Source organism: Streptomyces sp. NPDC111628, from assembly GCF_055635195.1.
In genome coordinates this window covers 1,182,494-1,197,544 of sequence record NZ_JBVKBZ010000001.1, presented here as the reverse complement: position 1 = coordinate 1,197,544, position 15,051 = coordinate 1,182,494, and the positions used below count along the sequence as shown (strand labels likewise).

15 protein-coding genes are annotated in these 15,051 nt (G+C 70.5%); 7 read left to right on the top strand and 8 right to left on the bottom strand.

Annotation, left to right across the window (positions count from 1 at the left end; all coding sequences use genetic code 11):
- Nucleotides 1-124 precede the first annotated feature (124 nt).
- Nucleotides 125-1,090, bottom strand: coding sequence for a zinc-binding dehydrogenase (locus ACZ7MF_RS05880; protein ID WP_471474725.1), 966 nt, complete (start codon nucleotides 1,088-1,090; stop codon nucleotides 125-127).
- Between the two features lie 342 nt (nucleotides 1,091-1,432).
- Nucleotides 1,433-2,662, bottom strand: a complete 1,230-nt coding sequence (locus ACZ7MF_RS05875; RefSeq protein WP_471474724.1) for an NAD(P)-dependent malic enzyme — start codon at nucleotides 2,660-2,662, stop codon at nucleotides 1,433-1,435.
- A gap of 639 nt (nucleotides 2,663-3,301) precedes the next feature.
- On the opposite strand from ACZ7MF_RS05875, the gene ACZ7MF_RS05870 reads away from it, so the two are divergent.
- From ACZ7MF_RS05870 to ACZ7MF_RS05860, 3 genes are read left to right on the top strand one after another with little or no spacing between them, the layout of a single operon-like run.
- Complete coding sequence (locus tag ACZ7MF_RS05870; protein WP_471474722.1) at nucleotides 3,302-4,264, top strand: ABC transporter substrate-binding protein; 963 nt, start codon at nucleotides 3,302-3,304, stop codon at nucleotides 4,262-4,264.
- Nucleotides 4,265-4,294: 30 nt separating this feature from the next.
- Nucleotides 4,295-5,245, top strand: coding sequence for an amino acid ABC transporter permease (locus ACZ7MF_RS05865; RefSeq protein ID WP_356856730.1), 951 nt, complete (start codon nucleotides 4,295-4,297; stop codon nucleotides 5,243-5,245).
- Complete coding sequence (locus ACZ7MF_RS05860) at nucleotides 5,242-6,003, top strand: amino acid ABC transporter ATP-binding protein (protein WP_121709743.1); 762 nt, start codon at nucleotides 5,242-5,244, stop codon at nucleotides 6,001-6,003. The genes ACZ7MF_RS05865 and ACZ7MF_RS05860 overlap by 4 nt, the downstream gene beginning before the upstream one ends.
- A gap of 66 nt (nucleotides 6,004-6,069) precedes the next feature.
- Here the strand turns inward: ACZ7MF_RS05860 and ACZ7MF_RS05855 are convergent, their stop codons facing one another.
- The gene (locus ACZ7MF_RS05855; protein WP_471474720.1) at nucleotides 6,070-6,876 is read right to left on the bottom strand and encodes a class I SAM-dependent methyltransferase; all 807 of its coding nucleotides are present in this window, start codon (nucleotides 6,874-6,876) and stop codon (nucleotides 6,070-6,072) included.
- A 98-nt stretch (nucleotides 6,877-6,974) separates the two neighbouring features.
- On the opposite strand from ACZ7MF_RS05855, the gene ACZ7MF_RS05850 reads away from it, so the two are divergent.
- The gene (locus ACZ7MF_RS05850) at nucleotides 6,975-7,604 is read left to right on the top strand and encodes a CGNR zinc finger domain-containing protein (protein WP_356856725.1); all 630 of its coding nucleotides are present in this window, start codon (nucleotides 6,975-6,977) and stop codon (nucleotides 7,602-7,604) included.
- Here ACZ7MF_RS05850 and sodX read toward each other — a convergent pair.
- A complete protein-coding gene (gene sodX / locus ACZ7MF_RS05845) occupies nucleotides 7,508-7,945 on the bottom strand; it encodes a nickel-type superoxide dismutase maturation protease (RefSeq protein ID WP_471474719.1) in 438 nt (145 codons plus the stop codon). The two genes, ACZ7MF_RS05850 and sodX, sit on opposite strands and share 97 nt — an antisense overlap.
- A 145-nt stretch (nucleotides 7,946-8,090) precedes the next feature.
- Between sodX and sodN the strand changes: the two genes are divergently transcribed.
- Entirely contained in the window at nucleotides 8,091-8,486 is a 396-nt protein-coding gene (gene sodN, locus ACZ7MF_RS05840) for a superoxide dismutase, Ni (RefSeq protein ID WP_003973716.1), read from the top strand.
- 355 nt (nucleotides 8,487-8,841) lie between these two features.
- On the opposite strand, the gene ACZ7MF_RS05835 is transcribed toward sodN, so the two are convergent.
- From ACZ7MF_RS05835 to ACZ7MF_RS05820, 4 genes are all read right to left on the bottom strand, one after another.
- Nucleotides 8,842-9,426: a dihydrofolate reductase family protein gene (locus ACZ7MF_RS05835; RefSeq protein WP_471474718.1), complete on the bottom strand. Its 585-nt coding sequence runs from the start codon at nucleotides 9,424-9,426 to the stop codon at nucleotides 8,842-8,844.
- A 75-nt stretch (nucleotides 9,427-9,501) separates the two neighbouring features.
- Nucleotides 9,502-10,116 (bottom strand): GNAT family N-acetyltransferase, encoded by a 615-nt coding sequence (locus tag ACZ7MF_RS05830; RefSeq protein ID WP_471474716.1) that lies wholly within the window; start codon nucleotides 10,114-10,116, stop codon nucleotides 9,502-9,504.
- A 255-nt stretch (nucleotides 10,117-10,371) separates the two neighbouring features.
- Nucleotides 10,372-11,532, bottom strand: a complete 1,161-nt coding sequence (locus ACZ7MF_RS05825; RefSeq protein WP_471474715.1) for a family 2 encapsulin nanocompartment cargo protein polyprenyl transferase — start codon at nucleotides 11,530-11,532, stop codon at nucleotides 10,372-10,374.
- Between the two features lie 85 nt (nucleotides 11,533-11,617).
- A complete protein-coding gene (locus ACZ7MF_RS05820) occupies nucleotides 11,618-13,024 on the bottom strand; it encodes a family 2B encapsulin nanocompartment shell protein (RefSeq protein WP_356856713.1) in 1,407 nt (468 codons plus the stop codon).
- Between the two features lie 306 nt (nucleotides 13,025-13,330).
- Here ACZ7MF_RS05820 and ACZ7MF_RS05815 point away from each other — a divergent pair, with 306 nt between their 5' ends.
- Together ACZ7MF_RS05815 and ACZ7MF_RS05810 are read left to right on the top strand one after the other, a co-directional pair.
- Nucleotides 13,331-13,909 carry an N-acetylmuramoyl-L-alanine amidase gene (locus ACZ7MF_RS05815; protein ID WP_471475200.1) on the top strand — a complete coding sequence of 193 codons (579 nt, stop codon included), beginning with the start codon at nucleotides 13,331-13,333 and terminating at the stop codon, nucleotides 13,907-13,909.
- 230 nt (nucleotides 13,910-14,139) lie between these two features.
- The gene (locus tag ACZ7MF_RS05810; protein ID WP_471474713.1) at nucleotides 14,140-15,048 is read left to right on the top strand and encodes a 1-aminocyclopropane-1-carboxylate deaminase/D-cysteine desulfhydrase; all 909 of its coding nucleotides are present in this window, start codon (nucleotides 14,140-14,142) and stop codon (nucleotides 15,046-15,048) included.
- Nucleotides 15,049-15,051: the final 3 nt, after the last annotated feature.

Below are 15,051 nucleotides of genomic sequence, written 5' to 3'. Positions count from 1 at the left end.
CAACTTAGGTTGACATGACGTCTTCGTCAACCCCGGTTGACATGAGGGTGGGGGTTGCCGAGCGGCCGGGACTAGCGAACGGCGGGCCCGGAGAACCGGACCCGCCGTGTGTGGGGGGAACGCGTCAGGAGTTGTTGAGCACGATCTTGCCGAACTGCCCGCCGGAGGCCATCCGCTCGAAGCCCTCGCGGGCCCGGTCCATCGGAAGCACCTCGTCGATGACGGGACGCACACCGGTGGCGGCACAGAAGGACAACAGGTCCTCCAGCTCGTCCTTGGAACCCATCGTGGAGCCGACGACCTTGAGCTCCAGGAAGAAGATCCGGGTCAGCTCGGCGTGGGAGGGCCGGTCACCGCTGGTGGCACCGGAGATGACCAGCGTGCCGCCGGGCCGCAGCGACTTGATGGAGTGCGACCAGGTGGCGGCGCCCACGGTCTCGATGACGGCATCGACCCGCTGCGGCAGCCGCGCACCGGTCTCCACGGCCTCCACCGCGCCGAGCTCCAGCGCCCGCTTGCGCTTGGCCTCGTCCCGGCTGGTGGCGAAGACCCGCAGCCCCGCAGCCTTGCCGAGCACGATCGCGGCCGTGGCCACCCCGCCGCCGGCGCCCTGCACCAGCACCGAGTCACCGGGACGCACCCCGGCGTTGGTGAACAGCATCCGGTACGCCGTCAGCCAGGCGGTCGGCAGGCAGGCGGCCTCCTCGAAGGAGAGCTCCTTGGGCTTGGGCAGGATGTTCCAGGTCGGCACGGCGACCTGCTCGGCGAACGTCCCCGGGTAGCGCTCGGTGAGGATGGAGCGGGGCTCCTTGGGACCGACCCCGTGGCCGGTCTGGCCGATCACGGAGTGCAGGACGACCTCGTTGCCGTCCGCGTCGATCCCGGCGGCGTCGCAGCCGAGGATCATCGGCAGCCGGTCCTCGGGGAGGCCGACGCCGCGCAGAGACCACAGGTCGTGGTGGTTGAGGGAGGCGGCCCTGACATCGACGACACTCCAGCCCGGCCGGGTCTCGGGAGCCGGAAGCTCTCCCAACTCCAGGCCGGCCAAGGGCTGGTCGCGGTCGATTCGGGCGGCGTAGACAGCGAACATGACCTTGACGATAGGTTCCCCAACCTCCAACCGGAACCACAGCCCCGTGTGACACACCCCCTCTTGCCAGCCGCCCCGGCTCCCAGCTGCGGGCAGTCGCGCCTGCCAGCCCCCCCCCCCCCAGCTGCGGGCAGTCGTGCCGCTGGGGCGGCACGGGTGGGCGCAGCGGCACCCGCCCAGCGCCGGTCAGCGCCCCCACCCCGCGCCCAGCACCAGCGGACCCGCACCCGCGTCGGCACCGGCACCGGCACCGGCACCGGCACCGAAAAGACAAGCGGCCCCGCCCACCAAGGACGAGACCGCTCACCACACCGCAGTGATCACACCGCAAGCGTCACACCGTCACCGGCGCGCAACCCCCTCCGCCCGAGCCGCCGCGGCCACCGCCGCCGTCACGGCCGGCGCGACCCGCTCGTCGAACGGCGACGGAATGACATAGTCCGCGGCGAGGTCGTCCCCCACCACGGAGGCCAGCGCCTCGGCCGCCGCCAGCTTCATGCCCTCGGTGATCCGCGACGCCCGCACCTGGAGAGCGCCCGCGAAGATGCCCGGGAACGCCAGCACGTTGTTGATCTGGTTCGGGAAGTCCGAGCGCCCCGTCGCGACGACCGCCGCGTACTTGTGGGCGACCTCCGGATGCACCTCCGGGTTCGGGTTGGCCATCGCGAAGACGAAGGCACCCTCGGCCATCGAGGCCACCGCAGGCTCGGGCACCGTACCGCCGGAGACGCCGATGAAGACGTCGGCACCCGCGAGCGCCGCCTCCAGCGGACCGGAGAGCCCGGCCTTGTTGGTGAAGGAGGCCAACTCCTGCTTCACCGGGGTCAGGTCCCCCCGGTCGGCCGAGACGACACCCTTGCGGTCGGCGACCGCGACGTCCCCGATGCCGGCCTCCACCAGCATCCTGGCGATGGCGACCCCGGCCGCACCCGCACCCGAGATCACCGCCCGCAGCTCACCCAGCGTCCGCCCGCTCAGCCGCGCCGCGTTCCGCAGGGCGGCCAGCGTCACGACGGCCGTGCCGTGCTGGTCGTCGTGGAAGACCGGGATGTCCAGGCGCTCCTGGAGCTTGCGCTCGATCTCGAAGCACCGCGGCGCCGAGATGTCCTCCAGGTTCACGCCGCCGAAGGAGGGCGCGAGCCGGACCACGGTCTCGACGATCTCGTCGGCGTCCGTGCAGTTCAGGGCGATCGGGACCGCGTCCACGCCGCCGAACTGCTTGAAGAGGATGGCCTTGCCCTCCATCACCGGGAGGGACGCCTCGGGCCCGATGTCACCGAGGCCCAGCACCGCCGTACCGTCCGTCACGACCGCGACGACCGACGACTTCCAGGTGTAGTCGTGGACGAGGTCGGGCTGCTCGGCGATCGCGCTGCACACTTTCGCGACGCCTGGCGTGTACGCCAGGGACAGGTCTTCCTTGTCGCGGACCGGCACGGTGGCCTGCACGGCCATCTTGCCGCCGCGGTGCAGCGCGAACGCGGGGTCGAAGGAGTCGAGCGGCTCGGCGCCCGCCTCCTGCTCCGCACCGGCTTCGCTGTCGCTGCGAGGATTGACGATCTCCGCTGCCACTTTGTCTTACCCCTTAAGAGTTCATGGTTTGAGGGTTTGTCCACTCCTGGTGAGGAATGGGCGGGCACCGCACAGGGAGATGGCTGTCTGGGCCACGAGGACCCTGCGCGACGGGCGCGCCGCACACGCGCCCTGAGCCCCTGATGAGGGGTGTAAAGAACCTTCTTACCCGACGGACGCCCCCTGCGACGAGTCCGATAAGCGCAAGCTCACATGCCGGACCCCGAACGCCGCATGTCGGTGACATGGCTCATAGCCAGGGTTTTGGACAACCTCCCGAGACCTCTTGACAGACCCGGGATCGAAGCTTTCGGACGCGCCGTACACGCGCGATCCATGGCGGGATAACGAGAAATTCCGCAGATCTTCCGGCCGGAAGGGCAGATTCCCGCAAAGGTTCGGTCGTGATGTACCGACCTGGTGCGGTTCGGGGGGTGACCCGTTATCCGATTTTGACATGACGGGCCCCCTGAACGGCCGAGTCCGAATGGCAAGATGCCGTAATCACACGAGGTCGCGGCACTCGAAGGTGTGTGCTCTCGTCGACCCACGGCACCGGCCGGTCCCCCGGCCGGCGCCCGTCCCACCGGAACTCCACCGTCCCCATCGGCAACTCCCTCATCCGCCGGAGGAACCACCATGACCGCACGCTCCACCCGTCGTACGACCGCCGCGCACTCCCGGCTAGCAGCGGTCGGTGCGATCGCGGTCGCCGGCGCCCTGCTGCTCACCGGATGCGGCGACCAGACCGAGAACGGCGACTCCGGCGGCAGCGACAACCAGTCCGCCGGCGGCGCCCCGCTCGCGGACAAGCTGCCGCAGTCGATCCGCGACAAGGGCACCATCAAGGTCGGCTCGGACATCGCGTACGCGCCCGTCGAGTTCAAGGACGACTCCGGCAAGACGGTCGGTATCGACCCCGACCTCGCGGACGCCCTGGGCAAGCAGCTCGGTGTGAAGTTCGAGTTCGAGAACGGCACCTTCGACACCCTGATCACCGGCCTGCGCTCCAAGCGGTACGACATCGCCATGTCCGCGATGACCGACACCAAGGACCGCCAGGAGGGCATCGACGCCGACACCGGCAAGAAGGTCGGCCAGGGCGTCGACTTCGTCGACTACTTCACCGCCGGTGTCTCGATCTACACCAAGAAGGGCGACGACCAGGGCATCAAGACCTGGTCCGACCTGTGCGGCAAGAAGCTCGTGCTCCAGCGCGGCACGGTCTCCGAGGACCTCGCCAAGGCCGAGAACGAGAAGTGCCCGGCCGGCAAGAAGATCTCCATGGAGGCCTTCGACAACGACCAGCAGGCCCAGACCCGCCTGCGCGCGGGCGGCGCGGACGCCGGTTCCTCCGACTTCCCGGTCGCGGCGTACGCAGTGAAGACCTCCGGCGGCGGCAAGGACTTCGAGCTCGTCGGCGAGCAGGTCGAGGCCGCGCCGTACGGCATAGCGGTCGCCAAGGACAACACGCAGCTGCGCGACGCCCTGAAGGCGGCGCTGGACGCGGTGATCGCGAACGGCGAGTACAAGAAGATCATGGACAAGTGGGGCGTGTCGGAAGGCGCCATCACCGAGGCCACCGTCAACGGCGGCAAGTGACCGCGCGGCCGGCGCTGAAAGGCAACATCCGTGACTGTTGACATCGACAAGACGGCGGGCGGCCCGGCCGGCACCCCGCCGACCCCGCCGGAGGCCATCAAGGCCATCCCGGTCCGGCACTACGGGCGGTACGTCTCCGCGGTCGTCGCGATCGCGCTGCTGGCCGCGGTCGTGTACGCGTTCTCGCAGGGCAAGATCAACTGGGGCGCGATCCCGGACTACTTCTTCGACGACCGTGTCCTGACCGGCATGGGCAAGACGCTCCTGATCACCGTCCTCGCGATGCTGATCGGTGTCGTCGGCGGCATCCTGCTCGCCGTGATGCGGCTGTCGAAGAACCCGGTGACCTCGTCCATCGCGTGGTTCTACATCTGGTTCTTCCGCGGCACGCCGGTCCTGGTGCAGCTGGTCGTCTGGTTCAACCTCGGCCTGGTCTTCGAGTACATCAACCTGGGCCCGTTCTACCGCGACGAGTGGTCGGACTTCATGACGCCGTTCCTGACGGCGCTGCTCGGCCTCGGCCTGAACGAGGCGGCGTACATGGCTGAGATCTGCCGCGCCGGTCTGCTCGCCGTCGACGAGGGCCAGACCGAGGCGGCACACGCGCTCGGCATGAGCCACACCAAGACGCTGCGCCGGATCGTGGTCCCGCAGGCGATGCGCGTGATCGTGCCGCCGACGGGCAACGAGGTCATCAACATGCTGAAGACGACCTCACTGGTGTCGGTCGTCCAGTACGCCGAGTTGTTCCGGGTCGCCCAGGACATCGGCCAGACCTCGGGCGCCCCGGCCGAGATGCTGTTCCTCGCGGCGGCCTGGTACCTGCTGCTGACCTCGATCTTCAGCATCGGCCAGTACTACCTGGAGCGCTACTACGCCCGCGGCTCCAGCCGCAGTCTGCCGCCGACCCCGATGCAGAAGATCAGGGCGAACCTGTTCTCCCTGTCGAACCGCTCCAGCACGACGGGAGGTGCGGCATGACCGCCATGGTCAAGGCCGAGGGCGTCCACAAGTCCTTCGGTGCCGTCGAGGTCCTCAAGGGCATCGACCTGGAGGTGAAGCAGGGCGAGGTGTTCTGCCTCATCGGCCCCTCCGGCTCCGGCAAGTCCACCTTCCTCAGGTGTATCAACCACCTCGAGAAGATCAACGCCGGGCGTCTGTACGTCGACGGCGAGCTGGTCGGCTACCGCCAGAAGGGTGACAAGCTCTATGAGCTGAAGGACAGCGAGGTCGCCCTCAAGCGCCGGGACATCGGCATGGTCTTCCAGCGCTTCAACCTGTTCCCGCACATGACGGCCGTCGAGAACGTCATGGAGGCGCCGGTCCAGGTCAAGGGCATGAGCAGGGCCCAGGCCAGGGACCGTGCGCGGGGCCTCCTGGAGCGTGTGGGCCTGGCCGACAAGGCCGGCAACTACCCCTCGCAGCTCTCCGGCGGCCAGCAGCAGCGCGTCGCCATCGCGCGGGCCCTGGCGATGGACCCGAAGCTGATGCTGTTCGACGAGCCGACCTCGGCGCTCGACCCCGAGCTGGTCGGCGACGTCCTCGACGTCATGCGCGACCTCGCGGAGTCCGGCATGACGATGGTCGTCGTCACCCACGAGATGGGCTTCGCCCGCGAGGTCGGCGACAGCCTGGTCTTCATGGACAACGGCGTGGTGGTCGAGTCGGGCAACCCGCGCGACGTGCTGACCGACCCGCAGCACGACCGGACCAAGGCGTTCCTGTCCAAGGTCCTCTGATCGTCCGCACGATCACACGCCGAGGGGGCGGTACGGATTCCCGTACCGCCCCCTCGGCGTGTGGTCCTACTTGACCGCCAGCAGCAGCGTGTCCGACGGCGAGCACCACACCGGCCGGGCCTCGCCGAAGCCCTTCTCGCGCAGCACGCGCGCGTGCCACGCCGCCGAGGGCATCTCGCCGTCGGCGTGCTCACCGTAGATCTCGAAGCGGCGGGCGGTGGGCCCGGCGAGCACCGGGTCCTTGGCGGCCAGCTGCCACCACTCGGCCCAGTCCAGTGCGCCCTGCCCCTTGGCGGCGTCCATCCGCGCGTGCCGCTGCGCGCGCTCGGCCGCGTTGATCCGGGGCGTCGCTTCGTCGATCATGTGGTCCGCGTTCATGAAGACACCACCGTCGCGGACCAGCTCCGCGACCCGGCCGTAGAGATCCGCGAGGGGTTCGGCGTGGAACCAGTGCAGGGCCGTGGCGGTCAGCACGGCGTCGTACGACGCGTACGGCAGCTGCGACGGCCAGTCGGGGTCCTTGAGGTCGGCGGCGACGAAGGAGACCCGCTCGTCGCCCGCGAAGGTGCCCTCGGCGATGGCGAGGAGGGCGGGGTCGAGGTCCACGCCGGTGCTCGTGGCGTCCGGGAACCGGTCGAACAGCCGGGCCGTGATGGTGCCGGTGCCGCAGGCCAGGTCCAGCACGCGGGGCGCGGGACCGACGAGCGCCTCGACCATGTCGAGCATGATCCGGAACCGTTCCTCGCGGTCCGGCATGTACCACTCCTGCTGCCGGTCCCAGCTCTGCTGCCAGGCCTGCCAGTCGGCACCCGCCGCGGTGGCCCTGGTCGTGGTGGTGGTCGTGTTGGCCGTGGTCGTGTCCGCGTTCGTCATCGAGCCCCTCCGCAGTGTGTCGCGTAATACCCTGGAAGCACGATCAGCTGTTACCTGACCGCAGGCACGACCCTAGAGCCCCGTCGTAAGGACTACAAGTGGAACTGGCCTATTACTCGGATTACGCCGTACGTCTCGTCAACACCGAGGAACCGTCGCGGGGACAGGACTCCCTGACCTCGGTCGAGGCCGTCCGTGAGCTCTTCGGCGCCAACCAGTCGGCGGCCCGGCGCGCGTCCGACGCCGACGTGACACGGTTCCGCTCGGTCCGGGGACGGCTGCGCTCGGTCTTCGAGGCGGCCGACGGCGGCGACGAGACCCTCGCCGTGGACCTGCTGAACTCACTGCTCCTGGAGTTCCCGGTGAGCCCGCAGATCTCCGGCCACGACCACCGCGCGGAGGACGGCAGCCCGCTGTGGCACATGCACCTGGCGGACCACCCCTCCAACGCGACGGCCGGTTTCGCGGCCATCGCGGCGATGGGCCTGGCCTTCCACCTCACCGAGTACGGGGTGGACCGGCTGGGCCTGTGCGAAGCGCCGCCCTGCCGCAACGCCTATCTGGACACCTCCACCAACCGCTCCCGGCGCTACTGCTCAGACCGCTGCGCCACCCGCGCCAACGTGGCGGCCTACCGCGCCCGCAAGCGCCTGGAGGCGGACCGGTCGGCCAGCACCGGCCTGACCGCCGACAGCACCCAGCGGACCACGGCGAGCGGCGAGCGCTGACCCGCGCGCGGCGGCCGGTACCGGAACCGGACCCGGCCGAGGACGAGATCCTGCGGGACCACCCCGTAGTCGGTGCTGTCCCCGCCCGCGAACGCGTTGTCCCCGAGCACCCACCAGCCGGCCCCGCGCCGTTCGGCCGCCCGCTTGACCACGAGCAGGTCCTGCTGGAAGGGGTGCCGCAGCACGACCACGTCACCCGGCCGGACCCGGGCCCCCCAGTGCACGAGCAGCACGTCCCCGTGGTGCAGCGTGGGCACCATCGACGGCCCGGTCACCTCGGCCGGCCCGAAGGGCAACGCCCCTCTCGAGCGCTCGGTCTCCTGCGACAGTTGCTCCGGCATCACCCGGCACCTCCCCGGTCTTTCCTCCACCAGTCTCAGTCTCACCCCGGACTTTTGTCCTAAGCCCACGGGGGCACCCGCGAAATCGGGCCTCCCAGGGAGTAATGTCCCCCCTGAGAAGACGATCACGAGGAAGGAACGCTTCATGCTTTCCCGCCTGTTTGCCCCCAAGGTCACGGTCAGCGCCCACTGCGACCTGCCCTGCGGCGTGTACGACCCTGCCCAGGCCCGCATCGAGGCGGAGTCGGTGAAGGCCGTCCAGGAGAAGATGGCCGGCAACGACGACCCGCACTTCCAGACGCGCGCCACGGTCATCAAGGAGCAGCGCGCCGAGCTGGCGAAGCACCACGTCTCCGTGCTGTGGAGCGACTACTTCAAGCCCCCGCACTTCGAGAAGTACCCGGAGCTGCACCAGCTGGTCAACGACACCCTGAAGGCCCTGTCGGCCGCCAAGGGCTCGAAGGACCCGGCGACCGGCCAGAAGGCCCTGGACTACATCGCCCAGATCGACAAGATCTTCTGGGAGACCAAGAAGGCCTGACGGACGTCAGCATCCCGGGGCCGGCGATCGGTGCACCATCGCAGGCCGCAGGGCAGCCCGAAGGGGCCCGCGCCATCCTGGCCGGGCCCCTTCGGCGTTGTCGTGGTCAGGGGTTCTCGGTGACCGATTCCCGGGAGTGCTCCGGCCTCCCGGGCCGTGCCCCGGCTTCGGCGGCCCCCGCGTTCTTCCCGGGACCCGCCTCGCACTGAGGGTTGCCGCACGGGCCCGGGGCCCATGCCGGTACCCATATGCCCAGCGTCTTGTGCCGCCGGACGACCGCTTCGACTGGCTGTCCGCACACGGGACAGGCGTACGTGTCGCTGTCCATACCCCCAAGGTTAGAGCGGGCGGCGGCTCAGCGCTTGCGGTGGTACGTACGCACCACGACACCGTTGCCGAACGTCCGCACCGAGTCCGGCACGAACTCGGAGACCCGGAACCCGGAGGCGAACATCGGCATACCGGTGCCGAGGAGCACCGGGTAGGTCTTGATGACCAGTTCATCCACCTCGTCGACCAGCTCGCCGGCGACGGCCGATCCGCCGCACAGATAGATGCCGAGGGCACTGTCCTCGGCCTTCAGCTCCCGGACCCTGCCGACCAGATCCGTCGAGATGATCTCGACGTTCGGGTCGGGCGACTCCGTGAGCGTGCGCGAGGCGACGTATTCGCGCAGGTGGGCATAGGGGCTGGTGACGCCCTCCTTCAGGGCCAGGTCGTAGCTGGCGCGCCCCTGCACGATCGTGTCGAACCGCTTGTTCGGCAGGTCGTCGATGCCCAGCGGACGACGGCCGTGGGTCGGCAGCGTCTCCGGATACTCCGACTTCAGGAAGTCGAAGAACTCCTCGTCGACGAACGGGACCATGAACGACGCGTCGCCGTCCGGGCCGCCGATGAAGCCGTCGATCGAGCAGGCGATGAAGTAGGTGAGTTTGCGCAAACCGGTCTCCCGTTCATGTTGACCACTGCGGTCATAGTACTCCATGCGTAGTTGTTTGGGGAACGGATTACGCGATCAACGGATTACGGCCGGTCGGGGAGTCCGCGGCTCGCGCCACATCGGCCACATGCGGGGGCCGTCCGGCAGATCCAGGGCCCGGCCGGTGAACTCGAAGCCGAGACGTTCGTAGAGCGCCTTCCCACGGGCACTGCTCGCCTCGAGATAGGCGGGCAGCCCTTCAAGGTCGCAGCGGTCGAGGACGGTCTCGATCAGCGCGGTGCCCAGGCCCTCGCCCTGCCGCTCCGGGACCACGCCGATCATCCACAGGTACGCGTGCGCCCGGCCGGAGGGGTGGATCCCGTCCGTGAGCCGGGCTATCAGCTCTACCCGCTCGTTCTCCGGGTCGACGGCCTCGCGGATTCGGGCGGGGCCGTCCTCGGCACCCTCGTGCTCCTCCGCCGCAACGGGCAGCCACAGCGCGCAGGCGGCGCCGTCCTCGGTGAGATCGACGCGGCCGTCCGCGAAGACGGCGTCGGCGAACGCGGCCATGAGCCGATGGTGCGTCCGGCGACGGTACTCCGCGCCGGGAAAGACCCAGCTGCTCACCGGATCGTCCTGGAAGGCCTCGTCCAGCAGCCGTACGACCAGCTCCCGGTCGCCCTCCCCCGCCGTGCGGATCACCACACCCATGCCTCGCCCCTTCGACTCAACACTGCTCGCCTGTACGGCGGTTGAGCCTATCCGCTGGGCCCGGGCCCCACGGGGAGAGACAGAGGGGCGGGCCCCGCACACCGTGGGGAAGTGCGGGACCCGCCGGACCGGAGCCGTCGGCGGTGCGGCCGTACGTCGGTCAGGTGCCGTACGGCCCTGCACGGGCTCCGGGGTCTTGCGTGGCCGATCCGGCGATCCACGACGCCGGGCCGGGCGAGGGGGCCGGGGCGGCGCTCAGGTGCTGCGCCGGGTCACGAACTCGGCCAGCGCGAGCAGGCCGCCCGCCGCCTCCGGCTCGGGCACGGCACGCGCCAGCTCCTGCATGGCCCTCGCCATCCGGTCGGCCGCCTGGGCCTGGGCCCAGTCCCGGCCGCCGGCCCGCTCCACGGCCAGGGCGGTGCGCTCCAGGTCCTCCTTGTCCTCGTCGTACAAGCCGGTGTACAGCTCGGCCAGTTCGGCGGCGGCCGGGGTGCCGGAGGTGAGGGCGGCGACCACCGGCAGCGACTTCTTGCGGGCGGCGAGGTCCGCACCGGCCGGCTTGCCGGTGTGGCGCGGGTCGCCCCATATGCCGATGACGTCGTCGATGAGCTGGAAGGCCATCCCGGCCTCCCGGCCGAAGGCGTCCAGTGCCTCGACGTCCTCCGTGGAAGCGCCCGCGTACAGCGCGCCGACGGCGCAGGCACAGCCCAGCAGGGCACCCGTCTTGGCCTCGGCCATGGCGAGCGTCTCGTCGAGGGTCACCTCGCCCGGCGGGCGCCGCTCCATCGCCGTGTCCGCGTGCTGGCCCTCGCACAGCTCCATGACGCAGTCGGCGAGCCGGGTGGCCGCCGCCGCGGACGCCGGATGCGGGTCGGCGGCGAACAGCCGCAGGGCGAGCGCCTGAAGTGCGTCCCCGGCGAGGATCGCGTCGGCGTCACCGAACACGGTCCACGCGGTCGGCCGGTGCCGCCGGGTGGCGTCGCGGTCCATCACGTCGTCGTGCAGCAGGGTGAAGTTGTGGACCAGTTCCACCGCCGCCGCGGCCCGGACGGCCGCCGCGCGGGCCGCCGGACCGCCGAGCGCCGCCGCCGCGGTGAGGACGAGCGCGGGGCGGATCGCCTTGCCCGCGTTGCCCGCCGCGGGCGTGCCGTCCGCGTGCTGCCAGCCGAAGTGGTAGAGCGCGACCCGGCGCATCGACTCGGGCAGCGTCGCGATGGCGGAGCGCAGTTCGGGATCGACCGACGCTCGTGACTCGCTCAGGAGCACGGCCGCCTCGTGCCCTTCGACCACCGCCTGCCCCTGCCCTTCGGCCGACTCCCCCGGCTTCTTCTCACGCTGTGTGCCGATGGGCCCGTGCCTTTCCGGCGTCCCGGTGGGACGGCGCGTCGCGGTGGCGCCGCGCCGGGTCTCCGTCATGGACTCACCTTCCCCCTGGGCCCGTCCGTACCCCGGGGGTGTACCCGCCCGGGAGGGCGGGAACACGGCGTTCGGGACAGTGACGTCACCGCCAGCGGCCGATCTCGACGTTCTCCAGCACGCCGAGCGCGTCCGGCACGAGGACCGCGGCCGAGTAGTAGGCCGTGACCAGGTACTTGATGACCGCCTGCTCGTTGATCCCCATGAAGCGCACCGACAGACTCGGCTCGATCTCGTCGGGGATGCCGGTGGCGCGCAGGCCGATGACGCCCTGGTCCTGCTCGCCGGTACGCATCGCGATGATCGAGGAGGTACGGGCCTCGGTGACCGGAATCTTGTTGCACGGGTAGATGGGCACACCGCGCCAGGTCGGGATGCGGTTCCCGGCGACGTCGATGGTCTCGGGGACGAGACCGCGCTTGTTGAGCTCGCGGCCGATGGCGGCGATGGCGCGCGGGTGGGCGAGGAGCAGCTTGGTGCCGCGCCGGCGGCTCAGCAGTTCGTCGAGGTCGTCGGGACCGGGCACGCCGTCGTGCGGCTGGATGCGCTGGTCGTACTCGCAGTTGTGCAGCAGCCCGAACTCCCGGTTGTTGATGAGTTCGTGCTCCTGGCGCTCCTTCAGCGCCTCGACCGTCAGGCGGATCTGCTGCTCGGTCTGGTTCATCGGCTGGTTGTACAGGTCGGCCACGCGCGAGTGGATGCGCAGCACGGTCTGGGCGACGCTCAGTTCGTACTCACGCGGCCGGGCCTCGTAGTCGACGAAGGTGTGCGGGATGTCCGGCTCACCGCTGTGGCCGGCCGCGAGGTCGATCTCCTTCTCACCGTGCCCGTTGGTGCGCTGCTCCGGGATCGAGCGCCGCTGCTCCAGGTGTTCGCGCAGGGAGTCGGCCCGCTCCGCGACCTGGTCCACCTCCTGACGGGGCAGCACGAGCACGGTGCAGGCAGTGACCGTACGGGCGGTGTACTCCCAGATGGCGTCCCCGTCGAGGAGCGCCTGGTCGCCGAAGTAGGCGCCGTCCGCGAGGACGCCGAGCACCGCGTCGTCGCCGTAGGGGCCGGTGCCGATCTTCTCGACCTTGCCGTGCGCCAGCAGATAGACCTCGTCGGCCCGCGCGCCGAACGAGGCGATCACCTCGCCGGGGCCGAACTCCCGCTGCTCGCAGCGCTGCGCGAGTTCCGACAGCACCTCGTCGTCCTCGTACGACCGCAGGGCCGGCAGCTCGCCCAGCTCCGCGGGGATGACCTCGACGCGGTCGCCGGTCTTCACGAACGTCACGCGGCCGTCGCCGACGGCGAAGGTCAGACGCCGGTTCACCCGGTACGTGCCGCCCTGGATGTCCACCCAGGGGAGCGAGCGCAGCAGCCAGCGCGAGCTGATCTCCTGCATCTGAGGAACGGACTTGGTGGTGGTGGCCAGGTTCCGCGCGGCCGCCGTGCCGAGGCTCTGCTGCGGCCTGGTCTGCTCGGTGCGGACCTCTTCGCCTACCGACATAAGGAATTGCCCTCCCGGTCATGCCGGACGACTGCGCCCGGCATCGATGTGCGTGGACCAGCCTTCCTCACGGAGCGTGCCGGTGCTATTACACGAACGAGCGGGAATGGATCACTCGCGGCCGGGGCAGATATGGGGGCTTGTTTCGACTTGGGCACCCCCTGGCCGGGATGAGATTGTCCGAAACGACTCGCACACGGACCGAACAAGCAATAGGAGTTGCTCCGTTTCGGTACAAGCTCCGTACGAGGCGGTCGCGTCGGGCGGTCGTCGCGCAGCGTGAAGGAGTCGGCCGTGGCCTCACCCATGTCCTCGAGCAGTTTCCTCAAGGCACTCAAGGCGGAGGGCCTCACCGTCGTCCAGGTCGGCGACTGGCGGGACCACAACCGCAACCACAAGGGACCGTGGGGTCCCGTGCACGGTGTGATGATCCACCACACGGTCACCAAGGGCAGCGCGCGGACGGTGGACATCTGCCGCAAGGGCTACGAAGGTCTGCCGGGGCCTCTGTGCCACGGGGTCGTCACCAAGGACGGCAGGGTCCACCTGGTCGGGTACGGCAGGGCCAACCACGCCGGCCTCGGCGACGACGACGTCCTGCGGGCGGTGATCGCGGAGAAGGCGCTGCCCCGGGACAACGAGGCGAACACCGACGGCAACCGGCACTTCTACGGCTTCGAGTGCGAGAACCTGGGCGACGGCGACGACCCCTGGCCGGCGGCGCAGCTGGAGGCGATCGAGCGGGCCGCGGCGGCCGTGTGCCGCCACCACGGCTGGAACGAGCGGTCCGTCATCGGCCACCTGGAGTGGCAGCCGGGCAAGGTGGATCCGCGCGGTTTCACGATGTCGTCGATGCGGAACCGGATTCGGGACCGCCTGAAGTGACCCGGCCCGGCGAAGCCGCCCGACACCGGCCGAGTTGACCCGAGACCGGCCGAGACGCCGGGACCACCGGGGCCATCCACGGCAGGCCGAGACGCCCCGGACCCGCCGACGCGCCCCAGCACCGGCCGAGGCTCGGACCGGCCGGGTCGACCCGGGACCGGACCGGTGGTGTGAGCCGGGAGCGGACGGGGTGAGGTGGCCGGGGGGCGTGGGGGCGCGACAATGGCGGGGTGACCGGCACCGACACCCGTGAGCTCGCGGCCCTGCGGCCCCGTCTGCCCTCTCCGCTGCACGAGGTGGCCGACGGACGGTTCGAGCGGCACGGTGTCCGGCTGCTGCTCAAGCGGGACGATCTGATCCACCCCGAGCTGGTCGGCAACAAATGGCGCAAGCTGGCGCCGAACCTCGCCACGGCCGGCGGGCGCACCGTCGTCACGTTCGGCGGCGCCTACTCCAACCACCTGCGTGCCGCGGCCGCCGCCGGCCGACTGCTCGGGCTGCCCACGGTGGGCGTGGTCCGCGGTCAGGAGCTGGCCGGCCTCCCGCTCAACCCCTCACTGGCCCGGTGCGCCGCCGACGGGATGCGGCTGCACTTCGTCGACCGCTCGACGTACCGGCGCAAGTCCGAACCGGGGACGCTGACGGCCCTCCTGCGCGCGGCGGGCGCCGAGGGCGCCGTCGTCGTCCCCGAGGGCGGCAGCAACGCGGAGGCCGTCCGCGGCTGCCGCGCCCTGGGCGAGGAGCTGGGCACCCACGCCGACGTGGCCGCCGTCGCCTGCGGCACCGGTGGCACGCTCGCGGGCCTCGCCGCCGGGCTCCCCCGGGGGCGGCGGGCCCTCGGCATACCAGTACTCAAGGGCGGCTTCCTGGACGGTGACATACGGCGGCTCCAGGAGCACGCGTTCGGCGGGCCGCGCGGCGACTGGAGCCTGGAGGACCGCTTCCACCACGGCGGCTACGCCCGCACGACGCCCGGTCTTGACGCCTTCGCCGAGGACTTCGAACACCGCCACGGCCTCCCCGTGGAGCGCGTCTACGTCGCCAAGATGCTGTACGCCCTGCTGACCCTCACCAAGGAGGGCGCCTTCCCGCGCGGGACGACCCTGGCGGCGGTCGTCACCGGCCGGCCCTTCCCCTGAGCG

Coding starts and splice junctions, on each gene's coding strand:
- ACZ7MF_RS05880 (WP_471474725.1), bottom strand. CDS start 1,090: ATGTTCGCTGTCTACGCCGCCCGAATCGACCGCGACCAGCCCTTGGCC.
- ACZ7MF_RS05870 (WP_471474722.1), top strand. CDS start 3,302: ATGACCGCACGCTCCACCCGTCGTACGACCGCCGCGCACTCCCGGCTA.
- ACZ7MF_RS05860 (WP_121709743.1), top strand. CDS start 5,242: ATGACCGCCATGGTCAAGGCCGAGGGCGTCCACAAGTCCTTCGGTGCC.
- ACZ7MF_RS05855 (WP_471474720.1), bottom strand. CDS start 6,876: ATGACGAACGCGGACACGACCACGGCCAACACGACCACCACCACGACC.
- sodX (WP_471474719.1), bottom strand. CDS start 7,945: ATGCCGGAGCAACTGTCGCAGGAGACCGAGCGCTCGAGAGGGGCGTTG.
- sodN (WP_003973716.1), top strand. CDS start 8,091: ATGCTTTCCCGCCTGTTTGCCCCCAAGGTCACGGTCAGCGCCCACTGC.
- ACZ7MF_RS05830 (WP_471474716.1), bottom strand. CDS start 10,116: ATGGGTGTGGTGATCCGCACGGCGGGGGAGGGCGACCGGGAGCTGGTC.
- ACZ7MF_RS05825 (WP_471474715.1), bottom strand. CDS start 11,532: ATGACGGAGACCCGGCGCGGCGCCACCGCGACGCGCCGTCCCACCGGG.
- ACZ7MF_RS05820 (WP_356856713.1), bottom strand. CDS start 13,024: ATGTCGGTAGGCGAAGAGGTCCGCACCGAGCAGACCAGGCCGCAGCAG.
- ACZ7MF_RS05815 (WP_471475200.1), top strand. CDS start 13,331: ATGTCCTCGAGCAGTTTCCTCAAGGCACTCAAGGCGGAGGGCCTCACC.